This is a genomic window from Rhizorhabdus dicambivorans, from assembly GCF_002355275.1.
Classification (GTDB): Bacteria; Pseudomonadota; Alphaproteobacteria; order Sphingomonadales; family Sphingomonadaceae; genus Rhizorhabdus; species Rhizorhabdus dicambivorans.
The window spans coordinates 51,241-69,459 of sequence record NZ_CP023450.1 but is presented as its reverse complement, the minus strand read 5'-3'; the positions used below and the strand labels follow the sequence as shown (position 1 = coordinate 69,459).

General features: G+C 66.3%; 12 protein-coding genes. 3 read left to right on the top strand and 9 right to left on the bottom strand.

Annotated elements, in window-relative coordinates:
* Positions 1-66: 66 nt before the first annotated feature.
* From CMV14_RS23980 to CMV14_RS23940, 9 genes are all read right to left on the bottom strand, one after another.
* Positions 67-930: an ArdC family protein gene (locus CMV14_RS23980; RefSeq protein ID WP_066970288.1), complete on the bottom strand. Its 864-nt coding sequence runs from the start codon at positions 928-930 to the stop codon at positions 67-69.
* 169 nt (positions 931-1,099) lie between these two features.
* Positions 1,100-3,262 carry an integrase gene (locus CMV14_RS23975; protein WP_066970285.1) on the bottom strand — a complete coding sequence of 721 codons (2,163 nt, stop codon included), beginning with the start codon at positions 3,260-3,262 and terminating at the stop codon, positions 1,100-1,102.
* Positions 3,259-5,046 carry a hypothetical protein gene (locus CMV14_RS23970; RefSeq protein ID WP_066970282.1) on the bottom strand — a complete coding sequence of 596 codons (1,788 nt, stop codon included), beginning with the start codon at positions 5,044-5,046 and terminating at the stop codon, positions 3,259-3,261. Before CMV14_RS23970 ends, CMV14_RS23975 begins: the two co-directional genes overlap by 4 nt.
* A complete protein-coding gene (locus CMV14_RS23965; RefSeq protein ID WP_096367745.1) occupies positions 5,043-6,392 on the bottom strand; it encodes a tyrosine-type recombinase/integrase in 1,350 nt (449 codons plus the stop codon). The genes CMV14_RS23970 and CMV14_RS23965 overlap by 4 nt, the downstream gene beginning before the upstream one ends.
* 157 nt (positions 6,393-6,549) lie before the next feature.
* A complete protein-coding gene (locus CMV14_RS23960) occupies positions 6,550-7,296 on the bottom strand; it encodes an ArdC family protein (protein WP_096367883.1) in 747 nt (248 codons plus the stop codon).
* A 92-nt stretch (positions 7,297-7,388) separates the two neighbouring features.
* A complete protein-coding gene (locus CMV14_RS23955; protein ID WP_007688079.1) occupies positions 7,389-9,401 on the bottom strand; it encodes a ParB/RepB/Spo0J family partition protein in 2,013 nt (670 codons plus the stop codon).
* A gap of 111 nt (positions 9,402-9,512) precedes the next feature.
* Positions 9,513-13,712 (bottom strand): strawberry notch-like NTP hydrolase domain-containing protein, encoded by a 4,200-nt coding sequence (locus CMV14_RS23950; protein WP_066970045.1) that lies wholly within the window; start codon positions 13,710-13,712, stop codon positions 9,513-9,515.
* 66 nt (positions 13,713-13,778) lie between these two features.
* Positions 13,779-14,645, bottom strand: coding sequence for a DUF7146 domain-containing protein (locus CMV14_RS23945; protein ID WP_030092609.1), 867 nt, complete (start codon positions 14,643-14,645; stop codon positions 13,779-13,781).
* 61 nt (positions 14,646-14,706) lie between these two features.
* The gene (locus tag CMV14_RS23940) at positions 14,707-15,033 is read right to left on the bottom strand and encodes a single-stranded DNA-binding protein (protein ID WP_030092610.1); all 327 of its coding nucleotides are present in this window, start codon (positions 15,031-15,033) and stop codon (positions 14,707-14,709) included.
* Between the two features lie 79 nt (positions 15,034-15,112).
* On the opposite strand from CMV14_RS23940, the gene CMV14_RS23935 reads away from it, so the two are divergent.
* From CMV14_RS23935 to CMV14_RS23925, 3 genes are all read left to right on the top strand, one after another.
* The gene (locus CMV14_RS23935) at positions 15,113-15,313 is read left to right on the top strand and encodes a hypothetical protein (RefSeq protein ID WP_013041755.1); all 201 of its coding nucleotides are present in this window, start codon (positions 15,113-15,115) and stop codon (positions 15,311-15,313) included.
* Between the two features lie 386 nt (positions 15,314-15,699).
* A complete protein-coding gene (locus CMV14_RS23930; protein ID WP_007688083.1) occupies positions 15,700-16,788 on the top strand; it encodes a replication initiation protein in 1,089 nt (362 codons plus the stop codon).
* Positions 16,789-16,983: 195 nt separating this feature from the next.
* Entirely contained in the window at positions 16,984-18,186 is a 1,203-nt protein-coding gene (locus tag CMV14_RS23925; RefSeq protein WP_066970044.1) for an AAA family ATPase, read from the top strand.
* Positions 18,187-18,219 lie beyond the last annotated feature (33 nt).

The following is an 18,219-nucleotide window of genomic DNA, read 5'->3' as shown; positions in this document are numbered from 1 at the left end:
TCCTGATAACGACTCGATGACACTACGAGTATATCCGTAATATCATCGAGTCAATGAGCACGACGCTCATGGCTGCTGGGCGTGCATCCAGTCAGCGGCGGCCTGCGCCTTGCTGGCTGCGGTGAAGATCGCCCGCGGCTCATCCTTCAGGAGTTGGAGCCAGGAAGCGATATAGGCGGCGTGGTCGGGCCGCGGCTCGTGGGCGATCCCGAGATCGGCGAGCAGGAACGAGGCGGTCAGCTCGGCGGTCGCTTCCTCCATCGCGAGCGCGTGCCTGGTCCACTTGGCGCTGAAATCCCGGTCGAGCCGATGGGCTGCGCCACTGGCATGAGCGGCCTCGTGAATACGGGTGGCATAGAAGCCGTGAGCGTCGTGGAAGGCGCTGAAATCCGGCATGTGGATGCGGTCTTCGGCGATGTGATAATAGGCGCTGGCCGAGCCGTAGACAGTATCGATGCCGAGGGCGGCGATGAAGGCTTCGGCGGCGGCGAGGCGTTCGCTCTCGGGCAGGTCCGGCCCCGGTTTGGGCGCATAGCCATCGACCTGATCGGCGTTGAACAGGCCGAACGCCTTGGCGAAAAGCCGTCGATGGTCGTCATCGTCGCTGGCGTCGTCGCCCTTCGCGTGAAACTCCTTCCAGAGGACACCGAGGCTGGCGTGCTCACCCTTGCGGACCTGCGCGCCGAGCGCCTGCCACTGGCGATAGGTGCCCCAGACCCCGCTCGCATAGCCGCTGCCATAGGCGGCCGCCCAGAGCGAGACCGTATTTATGCCGCGATAGGGCTTGCCGCTGGCGACGTTGGTCGGGCGGGTGACGTCGGCGCCGGAATGATGCCATGGCATGCGCCAGGTGCCGGTGCCGGCTTCGATGGCGTCGACGATCGCTTGCGTGACGCGAGCATAGACGTCTGAGCGTTGTGAGGCTGACATGATCTGTTCTCCGTTCTCGCGCCGGGGACCATCCCCGGCGGCGGAGGCCCGTTCGCGCCGGGCACAGGGGGGCTCGCGCACCCGTCAGGGCCGCAGCGAAGCGAAGGACGGCGAAGCCGTTGCGCGGGCGCGCCGACCGGCGCAGGACTCCGCCAACAACCGGGGTGGTCTACGGCGCGGGAGGGTCGATCCCGGCAATCACCACGCTCAGGCGATCCAGCTCGCGCTGGAGAGCCTGACGCTGGAGATCGGAGATGCGCCGTTCGCGTAAGTGCGCCCTGGCATCGGCCGCCGCGCGTTCCCAGGCCGGCCTGTGGCGGGCGGTGATGCAGGCGTTGGGACAGCGGGTCGGCTCGCACAGGGCAGTGAGCGGCCCTGCCGGATCGGGGGTCGTCACGCGCTTGAGGCAGAGCGCGGTCGCGGGATCGAAGAAGCAATCCGCGAGCGGGCCGACATGGAAGGTGCGCGCGACGCTGGCGAGCATGACGCGCAGGCGGGCGCGATCGGCGATCATGGCGGGCAAAGGCCCTTGTCTGACGGCGGCATCGTCGAGCGTCCGCGCGATGCGCGGTCCCGCCGGTCCACCGAGCGATGCGCCGCCCTGACGCCGGTCGAAATAGTCCAGCAGATCGTCAATCTGACCGAGCCGACGCTGCGCCTCGACCTCGGCGCGAAACCCTGATGCGCTGGTCCCGGCATAGCCTTCGAACGCGGCGACCGAGGCGTGCTTGTACTGGATCATGCCGGCGATGGTGCCGAACGGACGGTTGGCGATGTGCCACGCGATCGTGCGCCGGAACTGCCGCGTCGTGATGCGCCACGGCTTGCCATCGGGTCCGGGCGGGATGACCGGCTCATCGGGGGTGCCGAAGGCGCTGTTGAGGTGGTCGCGGAAGGTGTTGAGCTGGCGGACCACCTCGCTCGACAGATGCGTCTTGGAGACGGCGCTCGCGCGCAGCACCGGCCAGAGCGTATCGCTGCCGCTGGCGCGCGCCGGCCCTGCCGACAGGCGTTCGAGCACCATGATCGCGGCGGCGACCGGCTCGATCGTCACCCAGCTCGCCGCCTCGCCCACCGCCGCCCGGCGCTTGTAGATGGTCGACCGGATGCGATGGCGCTCGATCAGGCCGTCCTCGCTGCGCGCGATAGAGAGACACCCGCGCCGCATCGCCTGCACCTCGCAGTCGCGCATGCCGGTCAGGTAGGCGCACACGATATAGGCAGCGGCTTGAAGCATCCGTTCCTCGTGTGCGAGAGTCTTCGCATCGAAGCGCTCGCGCCACGGCCGACCGCTGTCAGGATCGATCGTGATCGGCGTGTCCATGCCGCCGACCTCTACCCCCAGCTCGGCCGCCACTGCGTCGATCAACCTCGCTTCACCGCCTGTCAGCAGAAGATGCGCGCCAGGCTCGGCCTGCACGTCGATCCCGACATGGAGATGCAGGAGATGTGCGTTGATCGGTGGGGTCACTGCGCCGGTGTTGGGGTCGACGCGCAGCTTGCCGTTATGAGCGGTGCCCCAGATCGGCGCGCCGCGCCCCTCGCGGCGTCGGCGGCCGAAATAGGCCTTCAGGCGGGTGCGGCGACGTTGCCGGCGATCAGGGTCTGGAAGGCCGGCATCGGCGGCGGCAAGGCGATCCCGGCGCACTTCGAGCCGCGCAAGCTCGCGGCGGGCGGCGAGGATATCGTCCGCGAATATGGTGACGTAGCGCAACGACCAGGCGAGTAGCGCGGCGATGACCTCTTCCGGGAAGCGCGGCGTGCGGTTCTCCCGGACATGGCGGTAGCCCGCAACGCGGGCGGGCGCCTGTCCGGCCCAAGGCTCGAATGCAAGGCCTCCGCTATCGAGGTGGTCGCGATAGTAATAGAGATCTGAGACCACTTCGAGGAGGTGGCCGACGATGACGGGTCGTCGGGCAGGATCGTCACGGAGATGACGGGCATAGGCATCGAGCAATGGCTGATCGATACGGGAAACGTCGAGCCGTCCGAGCCGCTCGCGGGCGAAGGCGAAGAACCGGCGGGCACGGTTGAATGCCTGGCGGATACAGGCGGGTGGTAACTTCGTCCGATAGCCGGGGAGATCGGCGTTGAGGCGGGCGTAGAGATAGGCGCGCATCGCCGCCTGCACATCGGCATGTTCGAGCACGTGGAAATGCACGGTGACGTGGCAGCGCCGGGCGTTCTCGCGGAAGACGGCGGGACCGAGATCCCAGCTCGGGTCGCCGACGCGCGATAGCGCCTCGCGGGTATGGCCTTCCTTGAGTGGCGCGCTCGCCAGCACGGGGCGATCGTCGAAAGCGGGCGCCTGGGCATGAACGGGCATGGTCATGCGCGGACCTCCGGCGGCAGATAAAGCCGTTCGCCCTCCATCTGCCGGCGCGCATCGGTGATGACGGCATCGGAGAAGGCCGGCAGGACCTGGGCGGTGATGCGGGCATGGACGCGGCCGAACTTGGCCGCCCAGTCGGTCGCGGGCAGGCTCAGCCGCTGCTCTTCGACGAAGGCGAGGAAGGCGAGGATCGCGGGGAGCTTGCGCACGGTGATGACGGCGTTGGGGCAATCAAGGCAGCCCCAGAAGGGCTGCGCGCAGGGTGATCCGGCCTCGGCGAAGGGACTGTTGTGGAAGCCCGCGCAGGCTGCGAGCCAGACATCCTGTTCGCCGTCGAGCAACGGACCCACGGTATCGGGCGGCATCAGCGGCGCGGCCTGTTCGGGTGCTTCGCGCAACGTCTGCTCGGCGGTGGGCGGAAGCACGGTCGGCATCGCGGCGGCGACCGCCGCGCGGAAGGCGTCGGCGACGGCCGTCTCGTGCACGGGCCGGAGCGACGGCAGATCGGCATAGTGGCGCGCCGCCACCTCGCGCGAGTGGCCGACCGCGAAGCGGGTCATGTGCCCCTCGGTCTTGGTGTACCACAGCGCCTTGTGGGTCTTGCGGAGCCGCGAGAGCAGCAAGTGGAGCGGCTCGCCGTCGTCATCGACAATAGCGTGCTGAGCTACCCAGGCATCGATCCGTTCCGTCGGGTGGCGGATGCCTACCCGCAGGCCGCCAGCGTTGTGATAAACCCAAAGACGATCGTCGTTCAGATGCTTGCGGGCAATCGCCGTGACCTCAATCAGGCGACGAATCAGACCACCAGGCGTGCCCCCACCGCCATCTCGCACGCGCATGCTCTTGTGCTCGGCGCCGCAGGCGCGGCGCTTGAGATAGCGCAGCTCCACCGTGCCGGCATGGGGGTTGGTGAGACAATCTGTGGTCAGCGTCTTCAGGCACTCGGGCTCGAGGCCGGTATCGAGCGTGAGCAGCACGAGCAGCGCCGGCAGATCGCGCGCAAGCGGGTGATGGCGGCCATGCAGATCATCGATGAGCGTGCTGATCGGCAATCCGCGCCGCATGCGCATGAAATAGAGGCTCTTCAGCGCCGGGTGGTCTGCAACGATAAAGCCCTGCCGCGCGATGATCGCTTCGACGTCGGCCCGCGCTCTGGCGATGACCGGGTCGCCCTCATCGGTGCGGTCGTCGGCACCGAGACGGCGGAACATCGCTTCGACGTCGGTCCTCGCGGCGTCGCGCAACGCGCGGGCGACGAAGGGGCTATAAGCATCGCGTGGGGTCGAGCGGCCCGCCGATGTGGCCAGCGTGTAGCGCAGCCGCTCATGCAGGTCGGGCGCGATCCGATCGGGCCGGTCTGCCTCGATCGCGCGCAATGTGTTGACGATCTTGCCGACCGATATGTGCCGGTGGATCGCGCCCATCCCGCGCTGTTCGAGCGCGGAGGCGAACCCATCGATATGGACTGCACGCAGGTCGTTGACGCCGGTCACCCCCGGCGCACCATCACCAAGCCAGGCGAAGAAGTGACGATAGACCTGCACATACTGCTTGATGACGCTGGCCGCACCAATCGGTCCCCCGAGCGCAGCCGATCGACGCAGCGCGCCGGCGAAGGCGATAGCGAGCGGACGGGGATCGAGTGCGGCCATATCGACCAGGACCGTTCCGCCATGCCGCGCCTCGATGGTGAACTTGAGGCCGAGCACCGGATCGGGCTTCTGTGGCTCCGGCGTGATCGGCGCGAAGGCGACAGGCCGGCCCTTGCGGGGATGGCCGCTCATGCGCCCTGCGGTCCCGGCAGCAGCGCAAGCAGCTCCTCGACGGCCGCGTCCACCGTATCGGCGCGCGTCGCGATATGGTCGAGGTAGATATAGGTGGTGGTGAGGCTGGCGTGGCCAAGCAGGCGTTGCACCTGCTGCAGCGGGTCGCCGAGGATCAGCCGATAGCTCTCCAGCGGTCCGACCGGCAATGCCGCTTCGCGCAACCGCTGCTGGATCAGCAAGGCGAGCATATGGACTGCGAATGTGTGGCGAAGCTGGTGCGGGTTGATCGACAGCGGGAAGCCGTTCTCCGCGCACCGGTTGCAGGCGCGGGTGAAGATCACCTCCCACGAGTTGGGCCGAACAGGCTGCCCTACCTCGGTCAGCCACAGCGCCGCCGGCTCGCGGGGCGATCCATCCTCGTCGTACAGGATCAGGCGGCATCGTTCCTCCGGGGTGCAGATATCGCGCATGCGGTCGAGACCGGCGCGGGTGACAGGGATCGATCGTTCGAGCTTGGTCGCGCCGTCTCGCGCGGCGAACTTGGCCACGCCCGCTGCGCGCTCGACGGCGACGTAAGCGGCAATCTGACGAAGCAGCCGACGCGGGAGCAGGACGCTGCGTCCCCGGTCGCCCTTGGTCAGCGGTGGCGGGAGAGGCAGCCAAAGTTGTTGGGCATCGCCGTCCTCGCGGTCGATCGCCGCGAGCTCGGCGGCGAGCAGGCCCGACGCCTCTTCGAGGCGCAGGCCGGTGGTGACGAGAAGATCGGCAAACAGCGCGTTGCGCAGCCCGTTCCGGTCGCGCGCGCCGGGGCGCTCGGTGCCGTCAGGGGTAAGGCCGCGCAGGCCGACCTCGCGGAAAATACGGTAGTCGTCCATCGTGACGAACCGCACATCTGATCGCCTGGCAACACGTTCATAGGCGTCATTGCGCGCCGCGATCATGCCGCGACGGCCACCATGCGCCGGTCGCCACACGGCGCGGCGGCTGAACGGCGCGTCGGTGATCAGCCCGTGCTGCTCACCCCATCGGTAAAGGCGATCGAGACTGGCGACGGCGCGGTTCCAGCTTGCGGCCGTTATCCGGTGATCGGCCTCGTCGCGGCGTCGCTCACGATGATAGGCGTCGACATCGTCGCGGGTCGCAGCCCACACGGTCTTGCCGCAGGCATCGAGAAAGCGAAGCCAGACAACGACATCATAGGCATAGGCGCGAAGCGAGTGCCGCGAGCGGACGCCCGACAACGGCAGGTCGAGAAAGAAGCGATCCAGATCGGGATCATAGAGCGCGTCGCCGCGCAGGATCAGCGGCACATGCGCATCGAGGCCCCTGGCCTCGCGGCGCTCGCAAACAGTAATGATCGACACCGGCGCGAAGCCCTCCCCCCGGCCCCCCCACCGGGAAGCTGACCTTCACACCGTTGCGCACTATGACCCGGCAGCAATCAGGCTGGCCTCCGCCAGCTCTTGGGTCAGCGCTACGGCCAGCCTGATTACTGCCTACCGTGGGCGTCCATCGCCGACCTTACTGCAAAGTTGCGAGCGGCGCAGACTGTCCAGATAAGGCGACCAACTCCTCGAACGCATATGCCTGATCGCCGAAGCGCTTCCCGAACGATCGGGCAAGCCGGGCTGGATGGCCTGTCCAGTGGCCGGCCTCATGCGCAATGGTGGCTGCCCAGGCGGCGCGCGTGTCGAATTGCTCGACCGGCGGCATGGTGATGACGTCCGCGCGCAGATCATAATAAGCACGATCGCCGCCGCATCGCAGCCGCGCGGGCAGCCGATCGACGAAGCGCTCCGCCCGCGGACCGAGCCGGTCGCCCGGCGGGACGAGGGAGAGGGCTTCGGGATAGAAATCGCCCGGCAGTGTATCGATCTGATCGGCATTGAAGACCGCATAGGACCGCATGACCCGGCGCTGCTCATCGACGAGCTCACCCGGACGTTCGTAGGAATCGACCTTCTTCGAATAGGCTTTGTAGAAGATCGCAAATTGCGACTGCTCACCGGCACGGACCTGCCCGCCGAGGCTTTGTGCTTGCCGATAGGTCATCCAGTAGCGGGACCGATAGCCGCACTGCTCGGCGGCCAGCCATAGCCAAAAGGTGTTCATGCCGCGATAGGGCTCGCCATTGGCGCGCAGCGGGCGCCCTTGCGCGGCGCATGATCGCCAGGGCCGTACCCAGGGACGCACACCGGCCTCGAGCCGGTCGATGATGGCGCGCGTGATGGTCTCGGCCGGCGAGGGCCGGCCCGATGATTGGGTCATGGTGGATACTCCGCGAAAGAGCGGCTGTCTCAGCGCCGCCGATGAAGGGCGGCGGGCGACACGAAAGCGCCGCCCGCCGTTAGGCGTTCGCCTCAGGCGGCCTGTTCGAAGTCGCCAGCATCGCCATCGGGGGCGATCTCCCCTGCCCCGCCGTCGCTGTCGTCTTCATCGCTGAGGAAAGCGGAATAGCTCCGGAAGCTTTCGGGCTTTTCGATCGCGCCGAACCGCATCTCGTCGGGCAGCCAGGAGAGCGCCTTTTCCCGGACTTCGGCCTCGACGATGCCCTGCCCCGAACAGAGCGCAGCGCAGGCATTGGCAAGGTCACCCTTCTTGGCGTCCTTGTATCGGCCGCGCAGCACCGGCCCGCCGATCTCGTCGAGCGCTTCGAGCATGACGTCCTTCTTCACCCGCCCGAAAAAGTTCTGGGCATCGGGCCGCCACCATTGCGCGACATCAATGTCGAGCAGCCGTCCGAGATGATCGTGGAAGCCGTTGCGGCGCCCGCCATCGTCGACGTTGAGTGTCGGCTCCAGCGTCTGCGCCATGACATGGGCGAGCCAATCGGCGCGCGCCTGTTCATCCAGTTGCCGGAAGGCATCGAAGCGGGACGACAGCGTGTTCCCGCCTGCCCAGCTCACATCGAGCGCCTGGCGCTGTTCGGTCAGGACATTGCTCGCCGCGCTACCTTCATCGCGGAAGCTGACGATCGGGAAGCTCGCGGCGGCGGCCTGCAACGTCGCGTGGTCCCGGACATAGCTGCTGGCGAACACCGTCCGGTGCGCCATCAGGAATATCGTGAGATCGAGCGCGAACCCGGCATCCGAGGCGACATGGGCTGCCAGGATCTGCCGGCGCTGGGTCGCGAGTTCGTCAACCAGCGTCGCGCTGAGCCGGGAGGCCGCGACCTTGCCGGACGGTGCTTCGGGTTCTGCATCCTCGCCCGCCTGCCGGATGGCGCGCTCGCTGAACATGCGGCTGTGCACCCGCGGACTGCCATCGGGCGCCAGATAGATGAAGGTGCCCAGCTGGTCCTTGATCGCATCATCGACCATCGTGCGCGACGCCTCGATCGTATCGAGTTCCCGCTCGATGTCGGCGAGACGCGCCGAAGCCGCCTCGGCCTCGGGCGTGCCGTCCTCGAGTTCGGTCTCAAGTTCGCGGATGAGCGCGTCGCCCTCATCCGAGAGACTATCGACGCGCTCCTGCTCGTCCCCGCTCAATTCGCGCAGCGGCGGATGATATTCGTGGAGCTGGCACTCCGTATCATAGGGCACATGCGTCGCGAGAACCGGCGTCACGAACGCCAGCTTCTGTTCGGCAGCGAGCGCTTCCGCGGCCGCTTCAAGCTTCTGGGCGGCCAGCTGCTCGATGAGCTCCACGTCGATCCAGCTCTCGTCCACATCTTCACCGAACAGGTCGCGCTCGATCCGGCCGCCCGCGCCGACATAGGCCTCGCGGCCGACGAACCGTGCCTTGGCGTCGGTCGCCTTGACCGTTCCGTTGAGGAGCGCACGGCGGATATTGTCGGGATTGTCGCCATAATAGGACCGGCTCATGCTCTCGAACACGCGCGCCTGGCGATCGACGTCGGGCGTGACGGCATAAGCCTGGGCGACCCCCAGCGTGATCTCGCCCGCCGCCAGCGCCGCGAATACGAGAGGAGCCAGTTCGGCAAGCCGTACCCGCTGCTCAACGAAGCGGGTCGTGACGCCGAAACGTTTCGCCACATCCTCGGCACTCGCGCCCTTGTCGAGGAAGTGCTTGAAAGCCGAGCACTCATCCGCCGGGTTCATCGCGACGCGGTGGAAATTCTCGGCAAGGCTCGCTTCGGCCGATCCGGCATCATCCTCGAGCACCAGCACCTGAACCTCATGGTCCCCGGCAAGCCGACCTGAATCGATCAGCCGCTGGAGCGCCCGCAAGCGGCGGCCACCCGCCTTGACGGTGAAATGTCCTGCCTTCTTGAGCGGCGTGACCACGAGATTCTGCAACAGGCCATGCGCGGCGATATTGTCGGCGAGGCTGTCGAGGTCGGCATCGCGATTGGATTTGCGGACATTGTCCTTCGAGAGCGAGAGGTTCTTGACCTTCACGGACTGGATCATCGGTTGTCTCCTTCGAGGGTTGCGCCGACCTCGTCGGCCGGCTTGAGCCACTCAGGCCCACCCGGCCGAAGGCCCCCTCCCCTCTCTTCGGTCGCTTGGCGCGGTCGCGGGTCAGTCCGTGATCCTGGCGAGGATCTCGAGGGCGCGGCTCGGGGGAACGAACAGCCGCGTGCGGTGCTGGATGATCTCGGTGAAGCAGCCCGCCGCCTTGAGATGCGGCAGCGCCTCGGGCTTCCAGTCCAGCAATTCGAGGCGTTGATCGCCGGCGACCAAGGCGCGCTTCAGCCGCAGCGCTCCGATCGGCATGATCTCGCCCGAGGTGCGGACGTGCTCGACCCGCGCGCCGAGGTCGATCTCGACATGGGCCGCGATGCCGAATGCGCTGGCAATCCGCTCAACCAGCGGCGCCGGAATAAGACGCCCGAGAAGCGACTGGCCGTCATCGCTCGTCAGCCGCCAGACCTGGACATGATCGTCGGGCAGCTTGCCCCACACCGGAAGCAGCAGGCCAGTGACCAGATAGATGATCTGCGTGCGCGTCTGCGCCGCCATTGCGTCGCATTCGGCCTGCCAGGCTTCGTCGAAGCTCGCCCGGTCCACGTCGGTCCAATGGGTTTCGGCGAAGAGGTCCTGCCGGTGCCGTTCGGTGCGCGTCGGCCGCACCAGCTCATAGCGGCGCACGGTCCGCCCCTCTTCGTCCGTCAGCGAGAAGGTCGGCCGGCAAATGGCGGCCTTGCCGGAACGCGGGTTGATCAACCCGCGCGCTTCCGGGTCGGCCAGAAGCCAATGCGCTCGCTCCAGGGTCAGCGGCCGATATCGCTCCTCGGTTTCGATACGCAGGATCTCGGTTTCGGCGCCGCTCACGGGATCGCGCCGGATCACCGTCCGGTCGAGGATCGAAATACGGTCGGCCGCGATCGTTTCGACGCCAAGATCGAGGGTGCCGGCCTCGCGTGCCTTTTCCACCCGTGCTTCGATCAAGCCGAGATATTCGTCGAAGATCGCGTTCTGCAGGTCGATGCGCAGCGCCAGGATGCGGTTCAACCACCGCTGGATCGTGGGCAAGGTCTCGGTGAGCCCCCCGCCCTCCCCGGCCAGGTTCAAACCGGTGAGCGCCTGGAACTGATCGAAGTGGACCGATTGGAGTTTTGCCTGGAACAGCAGGCGAAACCACTGGTCGAGCGATTCCCGCGCGAAGTCGGACTCCAGATTGTCGCGGGGGTCGAAAAGTCCCTGCCCGCCGGTCTGGCGTTGGCCACGGGTCAGCGCGCCCAGGCTGTCGAGGCGCCGGGCGATGGTCGAGATGAACCGCCGTTCGCCACGGCAATCGGTGGAAACGGGCCGAAACAAGGGCGGGCAGGCTTGGTGGGTGCGGTGCGTGCGGCCCAGCCCCTGGATCGCCGCGTCCGCGCGCCAACCGGGCTCGAGGAGATAGTGAATGCGGCGGCTCTGATTGGGCGCGTCGAGGCTGGCGTGGTAACTCCGCCCCGTGCCGCCGGCGTCGGAGAAGATCAGGATGCGCTTTTCGCCGCGCATGAAGATGTCGGTCTCCGCGAGGTTCGTGCGCGCGCTGCGCCGTTCGATCCGCTGACGGCCGTCGGCATCGACGACGATCCGCCGGCTGCGGCCCGTCACCTCGGCCACAGCCTCCGTCCCGAAATGCCCGATTATGTGATCGAGCGCCGAGCCGACGACCGGCAGCGCACAGAGTTGCTCGAGGAGCTGGTCGCGCATGGCCATCGCTTCCCGGCACAGCACGGGCTGCCCGGCCTCGTCGATCATCGGTTCCGAGCGCACCGTGCCGCTATCGTCGGTATAGGTGCGCATCTGGCGCACGGGAAAGGCCGCGGTCAGATAATCGACCAGGAATTCGCGCGGGGACAGCTCGATATCGAGCCAGGCGCGCTCCTCGGGGGACAGGTCGGCAAGGGCACGATCGAGCATCGCTTCCGAGGTCGACACGAGCTGGACGACGGCGCAGTCGCCGCGCGCGAGATCGGCGGTGATCGCCGGGATCAGCGAGGGCAGCTTCATCGACAGCAGGATCTGGCCGAAGAAGCGTTGCTTGGTCGATTCGAAGATCGACAATGCCGCGGCCTTCGCGCCGCTATTATAGGTGGCACCGCTGAAGCCGTCGGTGACGCGCGTGGCGGCGAGCGCGGCCTGCAGATTGTTGTGAATGATCGCCCAGGCATCGGCATAGGCATTGTAGACGGCGATCTGTTCTTCGCTGAGCCGATGCTCGAGGATGTCATATTCGACGCCGGCGAAGCTGAGCGCCCGCGCGGCATAGAGGCCCTGCGCTTTGAGGTCGCGGGCGATCAACTCCATCGCCGCGATGCCGCCTCGGCGCAGGGATTCCACGAAGGCCCGCCGGTCGGCGAAGGCCGTCTGCGGTCCCCACAATCCGAGGCGTGTCGCATAGGCAAGATTGTTGACATCCGAGGCGCCCGTCGCCGAGACGTAGAGAATCCGGGCGCGCGGAGCGAGATTTTGCAGGCGGACGCCGGCAATGCCCTGCTCGGACCCTTTCGTGGCGCCGAACCGGCCCTCGCCGCCGGCCACCCCGGCCATTTCATGCGCCTCGTCGAAAACGATGACGCCGCTGAAATCCTCACCCATCCATTCGATCAGCTGGCGCAGCCGCGTGCCCCTGTCGCCGCGGTTGGAGCGCAGGGTGGCATAGGTCAGGAAGAGGATCCCATCGCCCAGCGCGATCGGGGTGCCGAGCTTCCACTGGTTGAGATGCTGGATGTCGAGCGGCAAGCCGCCAAGCGCCGACCAGTCCCGGCGAGCGTCTTCGACCAGCGTCTCGCTCTTGGATATCCAGAGGTGGCGGCGGTTGCCACGCAACCACTGGTCGAGGATGACGCCTGCCACCTGCCGCCCCTTGCCGGCGCCCGTGCCATCGCCAAGGAAAAAGCCGGTCCGATAGGCGTTACCGGCCTCTGCCGGCGACAGCGAAAGACCCTCCTCGCTGGATATGAACCGCCCGGGAAGATCGCGCTCGAACGCCGCGCCAGCGTAGATCAGCGTTTCGAGCTGCGCGTCCGAGAGCAGGCCGTCGTCCAGGATCCTGGCCGGCAGCACGGGTTCATAAGCGACCGGGGGTGCGGCAATCGATCCCATTGCCTGCGATTCGACCAGCGCGCTTGGGTGCTCACGAGCATCGGCAATCAGCAGACGGCTCGGCCGATAGGGCAGGTAAATCCCTTGCGGTTCGCCCGCGGGTGCGGGCGCGTCGAGACGGTGATAGGCGACCGCGCGGGTCGTGGGCAGGGTCACCGCCGCACGCGAGCAGACGGGGCGGGTCCGCCGCGTGAGGCCCCGGAACAATCCGCTGGGGCGGGAGATCGGCTGCGGCTGCGGCGCGCATGGGGTCGCCATCGCATCGATGGCCGCAAGCGCAGCGCCGAGCGTCGTGCAGGTCTGGCGCGGGACCGAGCCCCCTGCCCCGTCCTTTTCGAGGAGTATGAGCTGGACTGCCTGGCCGGTGCCGTGCTTGGCATAGGCATCGGGCGGCAGGTCGAGATGCAGCCGGGCATGCGCGCCCGCAGTGGCGTGCAGCCAATCCGCGTCCTCCGTCTCGATGCGGTCGGGGAGAATAACGGCGCAGCGCCCGCCTGGAGCAAGCCGCAACAGCGCGGAGCGCAAATGGCGAAGCGCGGCATGGCGATCGCGCGCGCGCCCCTGGCTTCGCGAGAAGGGCGGATTGAGGAGCACGACGCTCGGCACCAGTTGCGGATCGAGCATATCGTCGATCAGTTCGCCATCATGCGTGCTCAGCCTGCCTTCGGGAAAGGCGTGACGCAGCAAACGCGTGCGCCAGGCATCGATATCATTGAGAAGGAGGCGCGCGCCGGCGAGATGGGCGTCTACGGCCAGGAGGCCGGTCCCGGCCGAGGGCTCGAGCACGATATCGCACGCCGTGATCGCGGCGGCCTTGGCGGCAAGGAAGCCGATCGGCGCCGGGGTCGAGAATTGCTGGAACGCGATCTGCGTTTCGCTACGCACGCTTTGCGTGGGAAGCGCCGCCGTCATAGCGATCAGCTGGGCGAGCCGCGCATTCGCATCTGCCGGGAGCGTCGCGTTCTTCAGATGGAGGACCTGCGCGAGTTCGAGCACATCGTAGGCGTCGCGCAATGACCACAGGCCATCGGCGCTCGAGCCACCGAAGGCGGAGGCCATTTCGGCAAGGAGGTCGTTACGTGCAACCGGACGTCCTTCGGACAGCCGGTCGGCTATGCCTTGAGCAGCGATACGGGCGGGATCATCGAGCGGCAGCGTGAGCGCTAGGGGTTGTGTGGCCATGGGGCATCTCCAGGTCTGACACCTGGCATCAGCGCCAGGTCATCAGTCTAAAGGCCCCCTCCCCTCTCAGGCCGCCTCGGCGGCCTGGCGGACACGCCAAGCATCATTCCAGTCCGCGTGCCGTTCCGGCAGCCGAAGCACCAGCTCGCGTCCATTGGCTGTGAGATGCGGGCGGGCTTTTTTGAGCATGGCCGCAGCGGCGGCACCGCGATCGCCATAGACGATGATACGCTTGACCCGTTCGGGGATGGCGACAAGCCCAAGGCGTTCGACCCCGCCCAGCGCCCAGGTCGGCGTTCCGAACCAGGCCATTGCTGAAAGGGCGTCCTCGATGCCTTCGGCAAGGCCAAGCTCCTCGCCGGCCGGCGCCAGACGAATGGCCGCGTCGCCGAGAAGGCCAAGTGCAATCTTCGGTTTTGGCAAGGGTTTGCGCAGGATGTCGGCAAGATCGAGGCAGGTCCGCTGGACGGCGACAACCCCCAGATCATTCTCGACCGCGGCGATCATCGCCGGAAAGAACCGGCGGCGCTCACCGGCCCCGACGATGGTGCGCGGATTGTAGCGCAGGCAACGCGGATAGGGAGGCGGCAGACCGCGCGCCGCCAGATAGTCGGCCGCTGGCGAGCCAGCGATGGGCTGGCTCGCCTTCCATAGGCGAAGTGCAAGAGGGCGATGGTCCGCGGCCGCCTTCTGGCGCGGCATGCTGAGCGGCTCCGCATCGTGAAGTTTGCGCCGGCGCAAAGCAGCCAGAACATCGCGAGTGTCGCAGCCGGCAAAGCAGTGGAACAGGATCGCCCGCTCGCCCAGGCGTACCGACAGGCTGGGACCATGATCGTCATGTGCCGGGCACCGGCATTCGCCGCGCGTACCGCGCCAGATCCCACCCAGGGCTTCGACAATGGCTTTGGCGCGATGGGGAGCAGCTATGGGCATCGACTAATCCTTGGAAGTGGTGGAGCGCCGCTGCTGATTGCGCCCTCCCCTCCCCGGTATTTCACCCCGGCATGCCTTTGGGTGCCAGGATCCCGAATTCCTCGACGATGCGATCGGTTGTGTAGTGCGTCGCGCCGTCGCGTTCATAGGAGCTGTCCTTGAGCCGCCCGGCTATGCGCACGAGATCCCCGACTTGAGCCCGGTCGGCGATATGTTTTCGCTGGCCTTCGCTGAAGACGCTCACGCGGTTCCAGTGGCTGTCTTCCTGCCATTCGTTATCGTCACCCTTGCGGCGATAATTCGCGCAGACCGACAGCAGGGTGACTTTCGGCCGCGCGTCGATTTCCCCGATCCGGCCGATGATCTCGAACTTGGCGAAGTTGATCATGCACCCTCCATGCGCAAGGTCATTTGGCCGGCAGCCTATCGTAGGCGGCTAACTTCGCGTATCCCTCCAGGCGGGGGGATTGAACGATTGCATCAGGCGCGACGCCGATCTCTTTCTCAAAATAAAAAGAATCAAAACGCCGCTGCTCGCAGCGGAAGCTTTTCCGATTCAAAAGGATTCAGATTCAGGAGGCCGAAAGCACAGCATTTCTGCGGGTTTGAGCAAGCTTATCCTGACCGGACGGGGGATTTTGCCTGCCCTTCCGGGGGCGCTTCCCTGACCGATCGGGGGATGCAACCTGACCTGCTGGGGCCTTCCTGACCGTATGGGGGACAGCTTCCTGCTGGAGTGATTCGCTCGCCATAGCGTTCGTCAGGGACTTTCTTCGGCGTCCGCGCTGCCGTTTGCGCGGGTCCGGGCGCTTGGAAACGCGACTCGCCGCACTTCCTCATGGTTTGCTGCTTCGGAGCGAAGTTCCATCCTGACCTCTTGGGGGCCGAATCCGGTGTCTATCCTGCCCTGACTTGACGCGTAAGGACAGGTCAGGCAGATTTTCTCCCACGCTGGACGAATCGGCGCAGACTTCATGGCATGGATGACGAGCAAGCCCTAGATCACGCTGTAACGTCCTCCCCCACCGGCGATGACGCTTCTCCGGGACGGGCGATGCGGGTGGCTGCCGCCCTGCAGGCAAAGGGCGGTGACGAGTTCGCCAAGCCCGGCAGCATCGTCGAGGTCAAGTTCGTCAAAGGCCAGTCGCTTAGCCTGACTGCTTCGCGTTTGCTTGCGCTGATGATTTTGACCGCGGGCGGTGATGCCTGGGAGGACCGCCCGCACAAGATGCGAAAGGCGGACATCCGCCGCGGCCACAAGGGCAATGAGCGCATCTCGGATATGCTTGAGGAATTGCACCGCACGCTTTTCGCGGTCGACGACAAGTCCTGGCGCGGCAAGAAGGCGACGCTGCGCTTTTCGCTTATCTCGTCGTCGCGCGAAGAAGCGGAAGACGAAGAGGGCGCGGACGCTGGGTGGATCGAGTGGGAGTTCACGCCCGAAGCCCGAAAGCTGATCCAGGAATCGGAGACCTATGCGGTCCTGAACCGCCAGGCGGTGCTCGGCTTCCGATCAACCTATGCGCTCAAGCTGTACGAGATCGGGGCGCTGAGGCTGCATAGGCGCCAGTCGCTCTGGAAGGGCGACATGACGGCGCTGCGTGCGCTGCTCGGCATCGCGCCGGACGTCTACAAGGATTTCGCGCAGCTGCGCCGCAAAGTTCTCGAAAAGGCGAAGGCCGAAATCGACCAGCTCGCCCATTTTCGCGTGGAGTGGCGGGAGATCCGCCAGGGCAGAACTGTCACCGAAATCGAATTCCGCTTTGAGCCCAAGGATGCTCCGGCCCAAATCGCGACCGTGGATGAGATCGGTCGGCACTCTGCGGGCAGAAAGGCGCGGCGCGAGGACGAGGTGGAGACCGTTGCCGTCGAGGCTGTCACACAGGCGGCGGTGGCGGCCTTGGTGTCAAAGGATAAGGCTGGGGCAGGGGAGGTCACCTTCCCGAACGGCACGATCCGCTTTGGCTCGGACACGCTCGCGGCCATCGGCCGTTCGGCTGGCGGCGGTTGGGACATCGATCTCATTGCCGATGCCTATCGCGCGCAGATGGGCGAAAGGCTGGCGAAGCTCAAGGGCGCCAAGCTGATCGCATCCTGGACCGGCTTCTGCGAGAGTTTCCTGGCACGACGCGGGCGCCCCTGAGCCGAAATTGCACCGGTGCAATTTCGGGATGAACTGCCCCCAAGGGGTCAGGTTGCGAGGGGGCGCAAAAGGTCTGCGGCGCAGATTGGGCAAGTTTCGCCCTTCGGGCTGGGCCGACTTGCGAAAATCAGCCTTCGATTGACCTAAAAGTGCAAATTGAGCTATGCCCCCTCTAGTTTCGCAAGGGGGCCTCTCTTGGCTGCATCACTCGACATTGAGGGCACGCAGGACCTGCTGTCCGTCTCGACGCTCGCACAACGGACCAGCTCTGTCCTCGAGCGGCTCCGCGACTCCGCGCGGAGTGCCCGGGCGGACGAGCGGCGCGAGCCGACGTTCCCGATTGGCAAGGCCGCGGAACTGGTCGGCCGAACCGCGGCGGCCATTCGCGAGGCCGAGAAGGACGGCCGCTTGCCGCCGCCTCCGCGAACCGAGAATAATCGGCGTGTCGGCTATACCCTGGCGCAGCTCAACGACATGCGCGGACTGTTCGGCACCCGGCCCTGGCGGGCCGCAACCGATCCCTGCTGCGTTATCGCGGTGCAGAACTTCAAGGGCGGGGTGGGGAAATCGACTCTGTCGGTGCACCTGGCCCAATATCTCGCGATCAAGGGCTACCGGGTGGCTCTCATCGATTGCGACAGCCAAGCGTCGGCAACCACGCTATTCGGCTATGTGCCCGACCTCGACCTGACCGAGGAGGACACGCTCTATCCATTCCTGCGGCACGACGACATGGAGTCGCTCGACTATGCCCTGCGCAAGACCCACTTCGACGGCCTCGAGCTTGTTCCGGCCAATCTGCGGCTGTTCCAGTCGGAATATGAAATCGCAGCGCGCATGGCGCGGGGGCAGGGGAACCTGATCGACCGCATGGCGCAAGGCATCGCGAGCATTGCCGATCGGTTCGATGTGGTGGTTCTCGATCCGCCTCCGGCGCTTGGCGCGATCTCGCTTTCGGTGCTGCGCGCAGCCAATGCGCTTGTGGTGCCGGTTCCGCCGACGGTGATGGACTTCTCGTCGACTGCGGCCTTCCTCGCCATGCTCGATGAGACCATAGAGACGCTGGCCGATCGCGGCTTGGCGCCGTCGCTGCAGTTCCTGCGCTTTGTGGCGTCCAAGGTCGATGAGAATAAGTCGATGCAGAAGGAACTGCTGAACCTGATGCGGACCCTTTTCGGTCACGCGATCGTCCGTACGCCGCTCAAGGATTCGGCCGAAATCGACAATGCAACGGCGCGGCTGATGACCGTCTACGAGCTGGACGGCCCGGTCACCAGTTCGGCGGTGCGCAACCGCTGCCTTGCCTATCTTGATGGCGTGAACAGTGAAATTGAGGTCGACATTCGGTCGATGTGGCCGAGCCATTTGACGCGGCTTCGCAAGGAAGGACTCGCCTGATGCGAGCAAAATTGCACCGGTGCAATTCCGGGT

Excerpts from the sequence above, each read along its gene's own strand:
- CMV14_RS23980 (WP_066970288.1), bottom strand. The coding sequence starts at position 930 with ATGTCAGCCTCACAACGCTCAGACGTCTATGCTCGCGTCACGCAAGCG.
- CMV14_RS23975 (WP_066970285.1), bottom strand. The coding sequence starts at position 3,262 with ATGACCATGCCCGTTCATGCCCAGGCGCCCGCTTTCGACGATCGCCCC.
- CMV14_RS23970 (WP_066970282.1), bottom strand. The coding sequence starts at position 5,046 with ATGAGCGGCCATCCCCGCAAGGGCCGGCCTGTCGCCTTCGCGCCGATC.
- CMV14_RS23960 (WP_096367883.1), bottom strand. The coding sequence starts at position 7,296 with ATGACCCAATCATCGGGCCGGCCCTCGCCGGCCGAGACCATCACGCGC.
- CMV14_RS23955 (WP_007688079.1), bottom strand. The coding sequence starts at position 9,401 with ATGATCCAGTCCGTGAAGGTCAAGAACCTCTCGCTCTCGAAGGACAAT.
- CMV14_RS23950 (WP_066970045.1), bottom strand. The coding sequence starts at position 13,712 with ATGGCCACACAACCCCTAGCGCTCACGCTGCCGCTCGATGATCCCGCC.
- CMV14_RS23945 (WP_030092609.1), bottom strand. The coding sequence starts at position 14,645 with ATGCCCATAGCTGCTCCCCATCGCGCCAAAGCCATTGTCGAAGCCCTG.
- CMV14_RS23940 (WP_030092610.1), bottom strand. The coding sequence starts at position 15,033 with ATGATCAACTTCGCCAAGTTCGAGATCATCGGCCGGATCGGGGAAATC.
- CMV14_RS23930 (WP_007688083.1), top strand. The coding sequence starts at position 15,700 with ATGCGGGTGGCTGCCGCCCTGCAGGCAAAGGGCGGTGACGAGTTCGCC.